Source organism: Neisseria sp. HMSC075C10, from assembly GCF_001815615.1.
Lineage (GTDB): Bacteria > Pseudomonadota > Gammaproteobacteria > Burkholderiales > Neisseriaceae > Neisseria > Neisseria subflava_A.
Genome location: NZ_KV821254.1, coordinates 71617 through 86931, shown reverse-complemented (window position 1 = coordinate 86931; position 15315 = coordinate 71617). Strand labels below are relative to the sequence as shown.

At 47.0% G+C, this 15315-nt stretch carries 20 protein-coding genes; 6 read left to right on the top strand and 14 right to left on the bottom strand.

All coding sequences use genetic code 11. The annotated features are described in order from the left end of the window. Positions 1–406 precede the first annotated feature (406 nt). Together truA and HMPREF3047_RS04190 are read right to left on the bottom strand one after the other, a co-directional pair. Entirely contained in the window at positions 407–1252 is an 846-nt protein-coding gene (gene truA / locus HMPREF3047_RS04195; protein ID WP_070712276.1) for a tRNA pseudouridine(38-40) synthase TruA, read from the bottom strand. Between the two features lie 231 nt (positions 1253–1483). After that, positions 1484–3469, bottom strand: a complete 1986-nt coding sequence (locus tag HMPREF3047_RS04190) for a FimV/HubP family polar landmark protein (RefSeq protein WP_083315945.1) — start codon at positions 3467–3469, stop codon at positions 1484–1486. Positions 3470–3822: 353 nt separating this feature from the next. Here HMPREF3047_RS04190 and HMPREF3047_RS04185 point away from each other — a divergent pair, with 353 nt between their 5' ends. The 6 genes from HMPREF3047_RS04185 to dtd all read left to right on the top strand — a co-directional run bounded on the left by HMPREF3047_RS04185 (position 3823) and on the right by dtd (position 7210). Beyond that, positions 3823–4356, top strand: a complete 534-nt coding sequence (locus HMPREF3047_RS04185) for a septation protein A (protein WP_070712274.1) — start codon at positions 3823–3825, stop codon at positions 4354–4356. After that, entirely contained in the window at positions 4356–4646 is a 291-nt protein-coding gene (locus HMPREF3047_RS04180; RefSeq protein WP_004519663.1) for a YciI family protein, read from the top strand. The genes HMPREF3047_RS04185 and HMPREF3047_RS04180 overlap by 1 nt, the downstream gene beginning before the upstream one ends. Next, positions 4643–4915, top strand: coding sequence for a BolA family protein (locus tag HMPREF3047_RS04175; RefSeq protein ID WP_070712273.1), 273 nt, complete (start codon positions 4643–4645; stop codon positions 4913–4915). Before HMPREF3047_RS04180 ends, HMPREF3047_RS04175 begins: the two co-directional genes overlap by 4 nt. A gap of 51 nt (positions 4916–4966) precedes the next feature. Next, complete coding sequence (locus tag HMPREF3047_RS04170; protein WP_070712272.1) at positions 4967–5839, top strand: peptidylprolyl isomerase; 873 nt, start codon at positions 4967–4969, stop codon at positions 5837–5839. Between the two features lie 45 nt (positions 5840–5884). Continuing rightward, positions 5885–6649: a peptidyl-prolyl cis-trans isomerase gene (locus HMPREF3047_RS04165; RefSeq protein WP_070712271.1), complete on the top strand. Its 765-nt coding sequence runs from the start codon at positions 5885–5887 to the stop codon at positions 6647–6649. 99 nt (positions 6650–6748) lie between these two features. Then, positions 6749–7210, top strand: coding sequence for a D-aminoacyl-tRNA deacylase (dtd, locus tag HMPREF3047_RS04160; RefSeq protein WP_003748635.1), 462 nt, complete (start codon positions 6749–6751; stop codon positions 7208–7210). Between the two features lie 59 nt (positions 7211–7269). Here dtd and HMPREF3047_RS04155 read toward each other — a convergent pair whose 3' ends face one another. From HMPREF3047_RS04155 to hisA, 12 genes are all read right to left on the bottom strand, one after another. Next, positions 7270–7788 carry a gluconokinase, GntK/IdnK-type gene (locus HMPREF3047_RS04155; protein WP_070712270.1) on the bottom strand — a complete coding sequence of 173 codons (519 nt, stop codon included), beginning with the start codon at positions 7786–7788 and terminating at the stop codon, positions 7270–7272. A gap of 90 nt (positions 7789–7878) precedes the next feature. Continuing rightward, a complete protein-coding gene (locus HMPREF3047_RS04150) occupies positions 7879–9264 on the bottom strand; it encodes a GntP family permease (RefSeq protein ID WP_070712269.1) in 1386 nt (461 codons plus the stop codon). Positions 9265–9555: 291 nt separating this feature from the next. Beyond that, a complete protein-coding gene (nfsB, locus tag HMPREF3047_RS04145) occupies positions 9556–10209 on the bottom strand; it encodes an oxygen-insensitive NAD(P)H nitroreductase (RefSeq protein ID WP_283122356.1) in 654 nt (217 codons plus the stop codon). Between the two features lie 72 nt (positions 10210–10281). Further along, positions 10282–11058 (bottom strand): twin-arginine translocase subunit TatC, encoded by a 777-nt coding sequence (tatC, locus tag HMPREF3047_RS04140; RefSeq protein ID WP_070712267.1) that lies wholly within the window; start codon positions 11056–11058, stop codon positions 10282–10284. 15 nt (positions 11059–11073) lie between these two features. After that, positions 11074–11736, bottom strand: a complete 663-nt coding sequence (gene tatB / locus HMPREF3047_RS04135) for a Sec-independent protein translocase protein TatB (RefSeq protein ID WP_070712266.1) — start codon at positions 11734–11736, stop codon at positions 11074–11076. 3 nt (positions 11737–11739) lie between these two features. Further along, positions 11740–11943: a Sec-independent protein translocase subunit TatA gene (gene tatA / locus HMPREF3047_RS04130; protein WP_003679438.1), complete on the bottom strand. Its 204-nt coding sequence runs from the start codon at positions 11941–11943 to the stop codon at positions 11740–11742. A 41-nt stretch (positions 11944–11984) separates the two neighbouring features. Next, positions 11985–12308, bottom strand: a complete 324-nt coding sequence (locus HMPREF3047_RS04125) for a histidine triad nucleotide-binding protein (protein WP_070712265.1) — start codon at positions 12306–12308, stop codon at positions 11985–11987. 118 nt (positions 12309–12426) lie between these two features. Further along, on the bottom strand, positions 12427–12750 hold the full coding sequence (locus tag HMPREF3047_RS04120; protein ID WP_070712264.1) for a phosphoribosyl-ATP diphosphatase: 324 nt from the start codon (positions 12748–12750) through the stop codon (positions 12427–12429). A gap of 31 nt (positions 12751–12781) precedes the next feature. Continuing rightward, on the bottom strand, positions 12782–13180 hold the full coding sequence (gene hisI / locus HMPREF3047_RS04115; RefSeq protein WP_141756549.1) for a phosphoribosyl-AMP cyclohydrolase: 399 nt from the start codon (positions 13178–13180) through the stop codon (positions 12782–12784). Positions 13181–13233: 53 nt separating this feature from the next. Then, a complete protein-coding gene (hisF, locus tag HMPREF3047_RS04110) occupies positions 13234–14001 on the bottom strand; it encodes an imidazole glycerol phosphate synthase subunit HisF (RefSeq protein WP_070712262.1) in 768 nt (255 codons plus the stop codon). Positions 14002–14041: 40 nt separating this feature from the next. Beyond that, on the bottom strand, positions 14042–14359 hold the full coding sequence (locus tag HMPREF3047_RS04105) for a hypothetical protein (RefSeq protein WP_036493171.1): 318 nt from the start codon (positions 14357–14359) through the stop codon (positions 14042–14044). A 167-nt stretch (positions 14360–14526) separates the two neighbouring features. Beyond that, the gene (hisA, locus tag HMPREF3047_RS04100) at positions 14527–15264 is read right to left on the bottom strand and encodes a 1-(5-phosphoribosyl)-5-[(5-phosphoribosylamino)methylideneamino]imidazole-4-carboxamide isomerase (protein ID WP_036493169.1); all 738 of its coding nucleotides are present in this window, start codon (positions 15262–15264) and stop codon (positions 14527–14529) included. Between the last annotated feature and the right edge of the window lie 51 nt (positions 15265–15315).

The following is a 15315-nucleotide window of genomic DNA, read 5'->3' as shown; positions in this document are numbered from 1 at the left end:
TACGCCAGCTTTGATTTGACCGTACAGAGTCACATCAGCCATAGCTGCAACAGGCAGAGCTGCCAAAGTCAGAGCAATCAGAGATTTTTTCATTGCTGTATTCCTTTTCTATTGTGAAGAAATAACTTAAGCAGACCGGACAATCCGCTTAGGCTTACTTTATCGCTGGAATCAGCGATTCCATGACTGTCACTATAATTGTTCCTTTCTAAAAAAACAAACTTTATTCAATTCCCCCCCACCACCGCAGAAACTAAATAAAGGTAGAGACAACCCAAAAAATGGAAATTTATTATTTAAAATCAATGATAAATTTCTTCAAAATCAAGATTTGCATTTTTACAACACTTTATCAGTTTACACATCAATCACGCTATTTTGTTGCTTTTATACCAACAATCCACAGTTAGGCCGTCTGAAAATCATTACCTAGAACGCTCATCCACTCGGGCAAAGATAGCTGAGTTACCCCAAACTCATCAGGATAATCAACACCTGTTAAATACAGACCATCAGACATAAAAGTTGGCGGAGCCTTCAATCTGCTTTTTGCATGAAAGACCGACTCAAACTCATCTACACTGATTCTGCCACTACCTACGTACACCAATGCCCCCATAATATTGCGTACCATATGATGCAAGAATGCATTTCCATGCAAATCAAGGCACAGATAGCGAGAAGTTCCACTAATCTTTGTACTATATAGTGTCTTTATAGGGGACTTCGCCTGACATTCAGCCGCTCGAAAGCTAGAAAAGTCATGTTCACCCTCCAACAGGGCAGCAGCCTGCCTCATCAGATTTAAATCTAATTTCAAATGCGTCCACCCTACTCTGCCAACCAATAATGGGGAACGAACCGGTGAGGATTCCAATAAATAGCGATAATGGCGGCCATAAGCATCAAATCGAGCATGAAAATGAGGTGCAACTTTTTGCGCAACCAACACAGCAACACCATCAGGCAAATGTGCATTGACACCACGCACCCATGCTTGCTCCGGACGACTTACTGATGTATCAAAATGCACTACCTGGGCAGTTGCATGCACACCCGTATCCGTCCTTCCCGCAACAATGGTATTAATTCGCTCCCCTGCTATTGAAGATAACGCCTGCTCTAAGGCCGTCTGAACAGTCGGCAAATTTCCAGCCTGTTTTTGCCAACCATAAAAACGGCTTCCATCATAAGAGAGGGTCAAAGCCCAACGCTGCACGAGATGCCCAATTGTATTTGCTTGTTCAGTCATTTCTTATACTTCTTGTAAATTGATATTGTTGCCTACGCGTAAGTAACAAATATTAAAAAGGCGTGATCAACACACGCCTCCATCCATTATGTATTTCAGACGGCCTTCATCTTCAACCATCACATAAAGCTGAAATCTTACCCAACTGATAATAGACTCAGCCAAAATCTTGCTTTTTAATTTACCATAAAAAAGATGCCGTCTGAAACGGCATCTTCATTTTACTGGTACTTATACGCCAAGCTCTTTCATCAGTTTTTGGGCTTTATACAGAATATCTCCTTCAGCCTCTTCAATCAGCCCTTGCAATGTTTCTCGAGCCGCTTCAGGATCACCGATTTCGATGTACATCTTAGCCAAATCATATTTAGCTTCAAACGGTGCAGTTATTCCGACTGATTCTGAAACAAAGCCTCTGTCACTATTGCTTTTATCGGCAGCCACTGAAACATCTTCAGCTCCCCATTCCAATGCACCTTCTTCAATCACAAACTCAGAAGCAGCTTCTTCTTTCTCTACTTCTTCTTTGGTTTCTTGAATTTGCAAGTCTTGATCTTGCTTGATATCGAATGGCAACACATGGCCGTCTGAATCTTCAGGGGTATCTACCGTAAACTCGAGTGGCTCTTCATTTCGCGACTCGAAGACTTTTGTCTCTGTCGCAAAATCAAACTCAGCAAATGTATTTGCCTGCTCTTCTTTACGTTCAGGCATAACAACGGATACCGGCTGATATGGATTTTCCGGTTCAGGCTCGTACACGCTTTCTGTTGATTCGATACTATCCCAATCAGCATAGCGACGTTGCTCTGTCTCTGCATCATGCGTTACTGCACCTGAAAGAATACCTGTCTGACTATTGTCAATCTTACCCAAATCAAGTTTGACATCATTAATAGTGGAAGATTCTTCTACTTCATTGATAACCACATCATCTTCGAAATCATCTTCGATAAACAGACCGTCTTGAATTTTTTCAGACGGCGTTACTTTAGTTGCAGCAACCGCAGCAGCTGAAGCAGCAACATTTTTCCGTACGGCCTTCTCTTCATCCTTACGGCTTACAGGTGCTTCTTCCGGCTCATCTTTACGTTTACCGGCAGCTTTCAGCAACAACCAAGCAGCAATAAGGGCTGCACCACCTGCCAACAACCATTTCCATAAATTGCCGTCTGATTCGCTTTCTGTTTGCTCCGCGACAGAATCCGTGGTTGTAACAGGCTCAGAAGCCACTACATTCTCTTGGGCATCAGAAGCCATAGCTTCTTGAACATCGGACGCAGGAACAGTCGATGCGGCATTTTCATTAACAGCTGTAGATGCCGCTTGTTCTGTTTGTTCAGCTGAAGCTTGTTTCACTTCTTCCTGTTGCTGTGTATTTACGCCAGCATCTTTAACCTGGGCTTCAGTTTGAGTCTCAGGCTGAACAACAGGTTTTTCTGTTTTAGCTTCTGTTGCATTGACGGTTTCATTGCCTTTCTCTGTCGCCGTATTGGTTTTAACAGGAGCAGAAGCAGCCAAGCGTTGCAATTCGCTACGGTTTGGAATATTCAGTACTTTACCTGCCAACATACGGTTGGCATTATTATCGATAAATACATCCGGATTGGCATTTACCAAAGCCTGGATGGTTTGATCCAAGGTCATACCCTGAGGACGGATGCTGGACGCGATGGCAATCAGGGTTTCACCCGTACGTACCAAATGCTGCCTGCCTGAACGTGCAGCTGTGTCGTTTTTAGTAGGGGCCGTCTGAACTTGTTTTTTCTCAGCCTTACGCTGCACATCCTTACGCGCTTGAGCTGCCTGATTACCTGCTGCTTTATTGTTTTTAGTTACAGGCTGTTGGGCATTGCGTGTCGGCTCGGAGGATTGAGATTCAGTGGCCGGGCGGGTACGAACAGATGCAGCATCTTTAGAATCATATCCGGCCGGATCGATAATGGCGGTGTATTCACGCGATTGCGCGCCGACACCTACTTGGAAAACCAAAACAGGATCTTTGATGGCTTGAGAAGAGCGGATAGTAACGACTGCCTTATCGCCTGATTTGCGTACCGCCGCGCGCAAATTGCCATTTGAAATAGTGGCCTTACCGCCATTGAGCAGAGCCTGAGCTTCCTCACCAGTCACAGTGATACTGCCTGTAAAAGGCTCACCCAAATGAGATTGAACATTCAAGCCCCCCAAACCCGCAGAGGCACTGAGCGATGTCATTAAAGCGATAGAAGCTGTAATTAATTTAATATTGTGATGTTTTTTCAAAACGGATCCCCTGTTCGAAAATTATGGTACTAACCAATGTGCGCGCATTTAACCATATATTTACTAGATATTACGTCATGATATATTTTTAACCTATTCCTGCCAAGCAATAGAGGCTATTCAGCCTAAAATTCCTTAGCAAATCTATTACTTTTGCATGCTTGTGTTTCTTTTTTACAAATTTCGCCAACCCAAAACAAATATTTTATATAAATATATGTGGTGTTGAAGTTAAGGGGAAAGGTGCAAAAAAACACATCTCCCTGTATGATTAGCATTTACTCAATTAGTTTCATCATTAACATATGAAAGTTTTGAGCGACTTATTCGCCGTATTCTTATTTTTCATTACATACATCATCACCAAAGACATGATTGCCGCCACGGCTGTTGCGGTTGTAGTCGGCATTGCCCAAGCTGCGCTGACCTTTTGGAAACACCGCAAGCTGGACACCATGCAATGGATCAGCCTGATTTTGATTGTCTTTTTTGGCGGTGCAACGATTTTACTGAAAGACAACCGCTTCATCATGTGGAAACCGACCGTTCTGTTTTGGATCGGCGCGATCGTCATGCTGTTTAGTCATCTTGCCGGTAAAAACGGGCTAAAAGCCGTGATGGGTAAAGAAATGCAGCTTCCTGATTTTGTATGGACGCGCCTGACTTATGCATGGATTGGTTTCCTGATTTTTATGGGGGCTGCCAATCTCTTTGTCTTTACGTATTTTCCAGACCAATGGGTCAATTACAAATTGTTTGGCACATTGGGTTTCACAATCATTTTTTCTATCGCACAGGGCATGTATCTGATGCGTTTCCAGCCTAAGGAGAACCAATAATGGAATATTTCATGCTTTTGGCCACTGATGCCGAAGATGTCCACGAAGCACGCATGGCGGCACGCCCCGCGCATTTGGCACGTTTGGAAGAATTGAAAGCGCAAGGCCGTCTGCTGACTGCCGGCCCCAATCCCCTGCCGGATAATCCGGAACGCGTTTCCGGCAGCCTGATTGTGGCTCAATTTGAATCTTTGGACGCTGCACAAGAATGGGCCGAACAAGACCCTTACGTCGATGCCGGCGTATACGCCGAAGTCTTGATCAAACCCTTTAAAGCCGTGTTCAAATGAGCAATATGCGTCAAATTATCGAGGAACGCCTGCAGGCACTTGAGCCTGAGTTCTTCGATTTTGAAGATGAGAGCCATCTGCACGCCGGCCATGCCGGCAATAAAGGCGGCGGGCATTATGCGATATTGGTGGTCAGCAACGCATTTGAAAATATCGGCCGCCTCCAACGGCAACGTATGATTAAGCAGCTTTTACAAGACTTGTTTTCAGACGGCCTGATTCATGCACTCAGCATCAAAGCAACCACGCCGGACGAATACTTCCATTAAGATTACCGCCCAAACTTTGATTTCCAATCATTAATTTAGAAGAGAAATACGATGAAAAAAACCTACTTTGCTTCAGCCTTGATGCTCGCTCTGACTTCCGGCACCCTGTTTGCCCAAACTTTGGTTACCGTCAACGGCCAAGCCATCGACAGCAGCGTGATTGACGACCAAGTGGCTTCCGTACGCGCCAGCAATCCTAACATTCAAGATACGCCTGAATTGCGTCAAATGCTGACTGAACGTCAAGTTATCAGCACTGTTGTTACCCAAGAAGCCAAAAAATTAAAACTGGATCAAAGCGCTGAATTCAAAGCGGCACTGGAGCAAGCACGTGCCGATGCCGCCAAGCAAGGAGCGGATAAAAAGCCCACATTCAAAACCGAATGGGCGGCTTTTGAAAATGATTTGTTAGGCCAAGCTTTCGCGGCACACATCATCCGCCAATTTCCTGTTCAAGAAAAAGATGTTAAAGCCGCTTACAATGATTTCAGCAACTTCTATAAAGGCACCCAAGAAGTCCAGCTGGGCGAAATCGTAACCGACAGCAACAGCAATGCCCAAAAAGCCATTGCCGACTTGGACGCGAAAAAAAGCTTTGCTTCGGTATTGAACCAATATTCAATTGATGAAGCAGCCAAAAAAGCCGGCGGCATCCCTAAAGCTTATGTTCCGCTCAAAGATTTACAAGAATCAGCACCTCCGCTTTATGCAGCCGTCAAAGACCTGAAAAAAGGCGCGCACACTAAAACGCCGCTGCAAAACGGCAATCTGTATGCCGTTTTCTACGTCAATGACCGCCGTAATGTTACCGTGCCTTCTTACGAAGCCTCTAAAAACGAGATTGGCAGCGATTTACAGGGTGCCCGTGTTGATGCGGCCATTCAATCATTACTGAAAAAAGCCAGCATCAAAGTCAACAAATAATATAACGTGCCCGCCGTTTATAGCGGCGGGCAATAAGGAATCCACATGAACATCAAGCCCAAAACTGCCGTTTTGGCCATCCTTACCCTGTCAACGATCGGCTTGGCAACCGCCAAAGCACCTGAAATCGATCCCGCCCGCATCGACAGCATGGTTGCCGAAGTATTGAGACAGGCCGACCAGCATCCCAACCAGACTGCCAAACCCGATGGTCAGGCAATCCGCAAAGATGTGGTTACACGCTTGCAGACTTTGGAAATATTGAAAAATGAAGCCTTCAAAGCTGGTTTGGACAAAGATGCGGAAGTACAGAATCAGTTCAAAAACGTTGAAGCTGAGTTCTATGCCAACCAATACGCTGCTTATCTAGAACGTCAAACCGCAGTTGACGATGCCGAGTTGCGCCGTTTCTACGACCAGCAAACACGCATTATCAAGCTGCAACAAGTCAGCTTTGCCTCAGCCGACGAAGTACGCGCCGCGCAAGAACTGCTGCTAAAAGGCTTGTCATTCGAAGAGCTGATGAAGCGCTATCCTAACCCAGAACAAGAATTTGACGGCTTCATTTCTCCGCAACAGCTCCCTCCCCAACTGGCCGTTGCTTTTGCCGACATGAACCGGGGCGATGTAACGCACGAGCCGATTCAAATGGAAAACCGTTTTTATCTGTTTAAACTCAGTGCAGTAGAGCATGATCCGAATGCCGAACCTTTCGAGCTGGTACGCAACCAAATTGCCCAAGCTGTCAAACGGCAAAAAGTTAATAATCAGATCGAACGCATCTTAAAAGAAAACGGCATTAATCCGTAAATTGATTCAATGGTTTCAGGCCGTCTGAAACCATACTCCAACCCAAAGGGCGTGTCTTTTACGCTCTTTTTCACAAACTTCTTTATATCCAAAAACATCATGCGCGCCGTTATTCAAAAAGTTACCCAAGCCAAAGTTGACGTTTTGTCCGAAAACTCCCGCGAAACCTGCGGAAAAATCGACAACGGATTTATGATATTGCTCGGCGTTACCCACGCCGATACGGAAGCAGATGCCAAATACATTGCGGACAAAACCGCCAACCTGCGTATCTTTGAAGACGAAAACGGCAAATTAAATTTATCGCTCAAAGATGTCGGCGGCTCGATATTATTAGTTTCCCAATTTACTCTTTACGCCGATGCGCGCAGCGGCCGCCGTCCGTCCTTCTCCAATGCCGCCCCTGCCGAACAAGCGGATAAGCTTTATCAATATACCGCGCAACTTTTGCGCGAACATGGACTGACTGTCGAAACCGGCAGATTCCAAACCCATATGCAGGTTTCCCTTTGCAATGACGGGCCGGTTACCTTATTGCTTGATTCGCAAAAAACATTCTAAATCTCATCAAAAAAGGCCGTCTGAAAGATTTCAGACGGCCTTTTCATTTCTGTTCATTATTAAATCAAGCCTTGCACTTTTACCCAGTTCACAATATCTGCCTCAACGGCTTCAGGCGAACCCGGATTGTCGATTTTAACGCCGTACTCATCCGCACCCAGCTCTTCCAAAATCTCCAGCTGCGAATCCAGCATTCCGGCTTTCATATAATGCCCCTGACGCGACAGCATACGTTCGAGATTGATTGCTTGAGGCGGAGTCAGATGGATAAAAGCCACCTTCCCTTCCGCACCACGCAGAATATCGCGATAGTGATGCTTGAGTGCGGAACAAGTAACGATGGAATATTTTTCCCCGTTTTTTGCCTGCTCCGTCATCCAGTCACGCAAATTGCCCAGCCAAGGATAGCGGTCTTCATCCGTCAGCGGAATACCGGCACCCATTTTGTCGCGGTTGGCTTGGGTATGGAAATCATCGCCTTCGGCATAGGGACATTGATCAAGATATTTTTGCAATGAGAGTGCGGCCGTGGTTTTACCGCAACCGCACACTCCCATCATGACAAAATGTGTCGTCATTTTTCTACTCCTTGTTTATCTGAATTTTAACGGTATTTGAAAACAGGCGGATTGTGTTATCTCAAAACACTATACGCCGGCCATTTTCGATTAAACCAAGATAAACAACACTGACGATAAAGCAAAACCGATGAGTGCGATAAGTGTTTGGTTGACCGTCCATGTCTTCAAGGTCGTCGGCACATCCATATCCAACAGACGGCCGACAAGCCAGAAGCCTGAGTCGTTAAAGTGGCTGCAACCGACGGAACCTGCCGCTGTCGCCAATACCACGCAAGTAATCTGCCAATCGCTGAAACCTGCCGCCGCAACGGCCGGCGCCATCAATGCGGCAGCGGTAGTCAGGGCAACAGTTGCAGAACCTTGCGCAATACGCAAAGCCAAAGCCACCAAGAAACAACCCAGCAAAACAGGAATACCCAAGTCCGCCATGCTGTCGGCCAAAGCCTTACCGATACCGGAAGCACGCAATACGCCGCCGAACATACCGCCCGCACCGGTAATCAAAATAACCGAGCAAACCGGGCCCAATGCGCCATCAATGGTTTTCTCCAAAGCGCTGGCTTTTTCGCCACGTTTGCTGCCCAATACATACAGGGCTACCAAAACAGAAATCAGCAAAGCAATCGGTGTAGAACCGAGCATTCGTGCAAACTGCACCCAGCCTTCATCCGCACTGACCATTTTCTCGCTGATCAGAGTAGACAAACCAGTATTCAAGAAAATCAACAACATAGGAATCAGCATAATGCCGATGACTGTAGATGCTTTTGCAGGCGCTTTCGGTTGGTCGTTATCTTGCGTACCGCCGCTGAGCAGATCAGGAACGGGCACATGAATGCTGCGACCCAAAACTTTACCCAATAAATAGCCGCTGAAATACCAAGTAATCAAGGTAACAGGTAAACCCAAAATCAGCAGTTGACCAATATTTGCACCATAAAATTCAGAAGCGGCAATCGGGCCGGGATGAGGCGGCAGGAAGACGTGCATGACGGAAAATGCGCCAATAGATGCCAACGCATAGGGCAAAACAGTTTGCTTCATGCGGCGTGCCGTTGCAAACACAATCGGCAACATCACCACCAAACCGGCATCAAAGAAAATCGGAAAACCGAAAATCAAAGAAGCCACGCCTAAGGCAAACGGCGCACGTTTTTCACCAAAAATCCGAATCAGCGCATCCGCCAAAGATTGGGCACCGCCGGAAGTTTCCACCAAACGGCCGAGCATTGCGCCCAAACCGACCAGCAACGCCACGCTGCCGAGCGTACCGCCAAAGTTTTTGACCAACACATCATTAATGATACTGCCCATAGGCAGGCCTGTTACGATAGCAGTCAGCAGGCTGACCAATACCAACGTCAGCAAAGCATGAACACGCAGTTTCACAATTAAAATCAAAATCAGCAAAATTGCCGCCGCCGCAATACCGAGCAAAGTACCGGCACTCAGCGTTTGAGTCCAACCATCCATTTTGAAGCCTTTCTCTGTAAGAAAAATACAAATTTATTAATGTTTTTTAACATATATGAATACGATAACACATTTATCCATGAAATCGTATGGCTAAATCCGGCCAAAATATAAGCACCTATTTTTCCAAACCCTTTTTGTAAGATGCTTGAAAATAAGGAGGACAAAGAAAAACAAGAGCAATAAAAAGGCCGTCTGAAAAGTAGTTTATTTTCAGACGGCCTGACATTATGCTTCTCAATAAGATAGAAACAGATGGCTTTTTCAAAGATCTGAAACCAAGCCCCTCGGTTATACCTGGGTAAAAATTACCTCGTTTTCCAAACGTGATTTCGGCAATTTGGCATTAAAATCATCTTCGGCGCGATAGCCCAATGCGACAACGGCAACAGCACGATAACCTTTTTCAGCCAAACCAAATTCTTGATCCAAAACAGCCATATCCACCCCTTCCAACGGAACGGCATCCACACCCAAGGCCGCAGCGGCAAACAGGGTGAAGCCCAAATTAATATGAACTTGTCTCGACAACCATTGGGTTTCGTCTTGCATTTGCTTGCGGTGGATACCCAAGAAAGTGCGGCGCGCATTATCGCCCATTTGCTTATTTTCGGCCGTAGCAAAACGTCCGTCTTTATCTTCCTGTTCCAACACGCCTGCCAAATAGTCATCATCGGCATGCACCCGCGCCGCAAATACGATTACATGTGAAGCGTTGATGATTTTGGGCAGGTTGTACGGAAAATTTTCTGCAGATTTGGCTACCCGTGCTTTCCCTGCTTCATTATCTGTAATCACAAAATGCCAAGGTTGGATATTGACGCTGGAAGGACTGTAGCGCAGTGCCGCTTCGATTTGGGCAAAATCTTCGGCTGAAATTTTTTTGGAGGCATCAAAAGATTTGGTGCTGTAACGTTTTTGTACGATATCCTGAACATTCATCATGTTGTTCCTTAAAATTTAAAACTGTCATAAACACAAAGGCCGTCTGAAAAATCCTTCAGACGGCCTTTATTCTCAAATTTCCGCCGGCGGCTGCGGTGTATCCTCATCTTCCTGCTGCGTTTTGGCCTTGGCAAAACGGCTGAACCAAATGCCGGCTTCGTAGAGCAGAATCAACGGAACGGCAAGCAGGGTTTGAGAAATTACGTCAGGCGGCGTGATGATTGCGGCCACGATAAACGCACCCACGATAACATACGGACGGGCGTTCTTAAGCTGAGCGGTCGAAACAATACCCATTTTTGCAAGCAATACCACAACAACGGGCACTTCAAACGTCGTACCGAATGCAACAAACATGCCCAAAATAAAGGACAGGTATTTGTCGATATCGGTCGCCATATTGACGCCGACAGGGGTTACACCGGCCAAGAATTTGAAAATAACGGGAAACACCAGGAAATAGGCAAACGCCATCCCAACGAAGAAGAGCGTCACGCTGGACAACACCAGCGGCGTAATCAAACGCTTTTCGTTTTGGTATAAGGCCGGGGCGACAAACGCCCAAACTTGATACAGCGTGTGCGGCAAGGACAGCAGAAACGCCGCCATCAAGGTAACCTTGACCGGCACAAAAAACGGCGCGATCACATCGGTCGCAATCATGCTGGTATCTTTAGGCAGATTGGCCATCAATGGTTCGGCAACAAAGGTATAGAGCTGCTGGGCAAACGGCATCATGCCCAAGAAGCAGACGACGATACCGATGACGATCCACATCATGCGGCGGCGCAGCTCGAGAAGATGCTCGATAAGCGGTTGGACGGGTTGTTCGTGTTGAGGTTCGGACACCGGTTGACTCACTTTTTACTTACGGACGCGCAGTTTGGGCTTGGCGTGGAATTTCGGGCGCATATCGCGTTTGCGGCTCATCGCCTGCTTACGCAAAGAAGTCGTATGCAGCGGAGGAACATCGGCAGCAGGAGATTCGATATAGCTGACTTCTACCACAGGAGCTGGGGAAACCGAAGCCGTCAAATACTCACGCCAAGCGCGGTCTTGCTCGGATTCGGCATTTTCAGCCTCGACAAGCTCTTGGGTTTGCACTGCCCCACCCTGCTCAGAAGCTTGGGCCGCACTTTCATTTTCAGTGCTGCTTGAAGCCAGATCAGGCAATGGATTGCCCAACTCATCCACACCAAAATCGGCAGGCGTTTTCTGCTCAGGCAGGCGCTCCCACGGCTTGAGGCCGTCTGAAATATCGCTCAGATTTTTTTGTGCATCATCGCCCAAGTCTTTGATACCGTCGCGAAACTCCGAAGCGGCGGCTTCAAATTCCTGCTTGACTTTGCGCAATTCGTCCAACTCAGCCTGAGTGTTGAGTTCCTGCTTGACGTTGTTGACGAAGCCTTGCAATTTACCAACCAAACGCCCGGCCGTGCGCGCGGCTTGCGGCAGACGTTCGGGGCCTAACACTATCAGGGCGACAACGCCGACCAGCAGCAATTCGCCCAAACCGAAATCAAACATGGATTATGCTTTGTCTTCGTCTTTTTTGTGTTCGATGACTTCGTCTTTTTTGGCATCTTTGCCGTCTGTACCTTCGTTCAGGCCTTGTTTGAAGTCATGCACTGCACCGCCGAGGTCTTTGCCGACGTTGCGCAATTTTTTGGTACCGAATACCAAAACGACGATAATCAGTACGATAATCCAGTGCCAAAGAGAGAAGCTACCCATGATAAATCCTTGAATTTGTTTAATTTAAAAAGAAATAATAATTATACGGGCGTACCCATGATATGAATATGCAGGTGGAAGACTTCCTGTCCGCCGCCTTTACCTGTGTTGATTAGGGTTTTGAAACCGTTGGTCAAACCTGCCTCTTGGGCGATTTGAGGGACTTTCAACATCATTTTACCCAACAGGGTTTGATGTTCGGCAGTGGCGTGTGCCAGTGAATCGAAGTGCACTTTCGGAATCAACAGCAGATGTACCGGCGCGGCGGGACGGATGTCTTTAAAACAAAGCATCTCATCGTCTTCGTAAACGGTTTGTGCCGGAATATCTTTGGCGGCGATTTTGCAGAAAATACAATTATCCATAATGGCTCCAATGGCCGTCTGAAAACGGGTGCAACGGGTTTCGCTAAACAAAGTGAAATCGTTTTTGCCCCAAGAGACGGATTCTGAAACAGGTCAAATACGGGATTGTAATATAAATTCAAGATTCTTTGCGAGAAGCTTTTTCCACCAATCCCGACAAACCTTGACGGCGCGCAAGCTCGTTGACCACATCTTCGGCGCGCAATCCGTGATGCGCCAATAAAACCATGGTGTGAAACCACAAATCCGCCACTTCGTAAACCAAATGTTCGCCACCGCCATCTTTAGAGGCCATCAAGGTTTCACCCGCTTCCTCGATGACTTTTTTCAAAATCTTGTCTTCGCCTTTGTGCAACAGTTGGGCAACGTAAGAAGCATCGGGATCGCCGCCTCTGCGCGAATCGATGACGTTTTGGATTTGGGTAAGGATGGTATCGGTCATGGTCGGTTTCTCTTATTTCTTTCAGACGGCCTTAAGAATGTTTATGTCCGTAAATTGCTTCTTCGTCTTTCAACACGGCATCCACTGTCTGCCATGCACCCTCTTGCCAAACTTTGTAAAAGCAGCTTTCACGCCCGGTATGACAGGCAATGCCGCCGTTTTGTTCAATCAACATAACCACAGCGTCGCCATCGCAATCCAGGCGCAATTCGTGTACTTTTTGCGTATGCCCCGACTCTTCGCCCTTCATCCATTGTTTTTGGCGGGAACGGCTGTAATAGTGGGCAAAACCGGTTTCTACGGTTTTTTGCAGGGCTTCTGCGTTCATCCAGGCAACCATCAGCACACGGTGTGTCTGCCAATCTTGGGCAATCGCGCAAACCAAACCTTTTTCATCAAATTTTACGGCATTCAGCAGCGTTTCGTTTATGTTCGACATTCGCGTTTTTCTCCCATATTTTTCAGACGGCCTTTGGGTAGCAATCACAAACGCACTTCAATTCCTGCTTCACGCATGGCCAGTTTCGCTTCGCGGATACTCGCTTCGCCAAAGTGGAAAATACTGGCGGCCAATACCGCATCAGCCTTACCTTCTTTAATACCGTCCACCAAATGCTGAACCGAACCGACGCCGCCGGAAGCAATGACCGGAATATCGACCGCTTCGCTGACCGCGCGTGTCAAAGGCAGATTGAAACCTTGCTTGGTGCCGTCCCGGTCCATGCTGGTCAGCAAAATCTCGCCTGCGCCGCGCCGCTGCATTTCGACAGCCCATTCCACCGCGTCCAAACCGGTCGGATTACGTCCGCCGTGGGTAAAGATTTCCCAACGGGTGTTTTCAGGGTTGACCGCTTTGGCATCGACAGCAACGACAATCGCTTGCGAACCAAAAAAACCGGCCGCTTCGTTTACCAACTCAGGATTGGTTACAGCGGCCGTATTGATGCTGGCCTTATCGGCACCGGCATTGAGCAGGCGGCGGATATCGGCAACCGTACGCACACCGCCGCCGACGGTTAATGGAATAAAAACTTGCGAAGCGACCGCCTCGATAACGTGCAAAATAGTATCGCGATTGTCGCTGGAAGCGGTGATGTCCAAAAAGGTCAACTCATCCGCGCCTTCATCGTTGTAGCGTTTGGCAACGTCAACCGGATTGCCTGCATCGCGCAAACCCAAAAAGTTGACGCCTTTTACCACGCGGCCGTCTTTTACATCCAGACAAGGAATAATTCGTTTTGCCAATGCCATACCCAATACCTCTTATCCGTTATCAGGCCGTCTGAAACCGTCAGGCCAAAAATTTGCCCAACCAATCCGGCAAATGTTGCAACAATTGAAAATAACCGATACCGGCCATCATCGCCAACACGCAGGAAATAATAAAATTGCTGTCGATACGGCCGACAATGGCGAAAATCAACCCGGCAAATGCCCATATTATCCCGTTGAAAATCATCCAATAGGTATCGATAATCGGCAAATCAAACGCCGTCAGCTGCCGCAATATCACTGCAATCAGTGTAAACCACAAACTTTCGCTTAGCGGATACACTTCGCGGTCGGATGACCAGATAATCCAAAAACCCAAAACAAACGCTTCAAGCATACTAATCCCTTAATAAAAAAATATCGATTGGGTTATTTTTATAATTATTTCAAACAGATATAAACCCATGACCTATACAGGCAATCCCTTTGAGTGCATTTTTGTGTGCTGCGTCAGCCGCTGCGTTTTAATGGCCTGCAAGGTCTTATCCGCATAATCCGACACATTTAAGCTAAAGAATCGGCCAGTTTTTGCGCCTGTGCAAAATCAATGCTTCCCTCGTAAATTGCACGGCCGGTAATCGCTCCGCTCACACCTTCTTTTTCGACGGCACACAATGCGCGGATATCATCCAAATTCGTCAAACCGCCGGAAGCGATAATCGGGATATTCACGGATTGGGCCAATTTGACGGTAGCTTCGATATTCACGCCGCTCATCATGCCGTCGCGGCCGATATCGGTGTAAATAATGCTGTTGACGCCATCGTCTTCAAAACGTTGGGCCAAATCGACGACATGATGTTCCGTTACCGTTGCCCAACCGTCTATCGCCACCATACCGTCTTTGGCATCCAGGCCGACAATAATCTGCCCCGGAAATTCCTTGCATGCTTCGCGCACAAATTCAGGATTTTTTACCGCAGCCGTGCCGATAATCACATCAGTCAAACCCAAATCTAAATACTTTTCAATGGTTTCCAAATCACGGATGCCACCGCCAAGCTGTACCGGAATATCTTTGGCCACGGCAGCCAAAATTTCTTTAATCGCCGGAAAATTTTGAGGAACGCCTGCGAATGCGCCGTTCAAATCAACCAAATGCAAACGGCGTGCGCCTTGGTTGCGCCAATGCAAAGCCATCTCTGCCGGCGAATCGGAAAACACCGTCGCCTGCTCCATCAAACCTTGTTTCAAGCGGACACAACGTCCTTCTTTCAAATCAATGGCAGGTATCAACAGCATTTTTTTCTCCTCTATTCAGTTTCAGTATATTTTACACAAATTAGCGATTTT

Bases quoted from the DNA above. Each gene is read 5' to 3' on its own strand.
- nfsB (WP_283122356.1), bottom strand. From the start codon at position 10,209: ATGATGAATGTTCAGGATATCGTACAAAAACGTTACAGCACCAAATCT.
- truA (WP_070712276.1), bottom strand. From the start codon at position 1,252: ATGACTGAACAAGCAAATACAATTGGGCATCTCGTGCAGCGTTGGGCT.
- HMPREF3047_RS04190 (WP_083315945.1), bottom strand. From the start codon at position 3,469: ATGACATCGCTCAGTGCCTCTGCGGGTTTGGGGGGCTTGAATGTTCAA.
- hisA (WP_036493169.1), bottom strand. From the start codon at position 15,264: ATGCTGTTGATACCTGCCATTGATTTGAAAGAAGGACGTTGTGTCCGC.
- HMPREF3047_RS04120 (WP_070712264.1), bottom strand. From the start codon at position 12,750: ATGACCGATACCATCCTTACCCAAATCCAAAACGTCATCGATTCGCGC.
- HMPREF3047_RS04185 (WP_070712274.1), top strand. From the start codon at position 3,823: ATGAAAGTTTTGAGCGACTTATTCGCCGTATTCTTATTTTTCATTACA.
- HMPREF3047_RS04175 (WP_070712273.1), top strand. From the start codon at position 4,643: ATGAGCAATATGCGTCAAATTATCGAGGAACGCCTGCAGGCACTTGAG.
- HMPREF3047_RS04150 (WP_070712269.1), bottom strand. From the start codon at position 9,264: ATGGATGGTTGGACTCAAACGCTGAGTGCCGGTACTTTGCTCGGTATT.
- HMPREF3047_RS04155 (WP_070712270.1), bottom strand. From the start codon at position 7,788: ATGACGACACATTTTGTCATGATGGGAGTGTGCGGTTGCGGTAAAACC.
- dtd (WP_003748635.1), top strand. From the start codon at position 6,749: ATGCGCGCCGTTATTCAAAAAGTTACCCAAGCCAAAGTTGACGTTTTG.
- HMPREF3047_RS04125 (WP_070712265.1), bottom strand. From the start codon at position 12,308: ATGGATAATTGTATTTTCTGCAAAATCGCCGCCAAAGATATTCCGGCA.
- HMPREF3047_RS04165 (WP_070712271.1), top strand. From the start codon at position 5,885: ATGAACATCAAGCCCAAAACTGCCGTTTTGGCCATCCTTACCCTGTCA.
- HMPREF3047_RS04105 (WP_036493171.1), bottom strand. From the start codon at position 14,359: ATGCTTGAAGCGTTTGTTTTGGGTTTTTGGATTATCTGGTCATCCGAC.
- tatA (WP_003679438.1), bottom strand. From the start codon at position 11,943: ATGGGTAGCTTCTCTCTTTGGCACTGGATTATCGTACTGATTATCGTC.
- hisF (WP_070712262.1), bottom strand. From the start codon at position 14,001: ATGGCATTGGCAAAACGAATTATTCCTTGTCTGGATGTAAAAGACGGC.
- HMPREF3047_RS04180 (WP_004519663.1), top strand. From the start codon at position 4,356: ATGGAATATTTCATGCTTTTGGCCACTGATGCCGAAGATGTCCACGAA.
- tatB (WP_070712266.1), bottom strand. From the start codon at position 11,736: ATGTTTGATTTCGGTTTGGGCGAATTGCTGCTGGTCGGCGTTGTCGCC.
- HMPREF3047_RS04170 (WP_070712272.1), top strand. From the start codon at position 4,967: ATGAAAAAAACCTACTTTGCTTCAGCCTTGATGCTCGCTCTGACTTCC.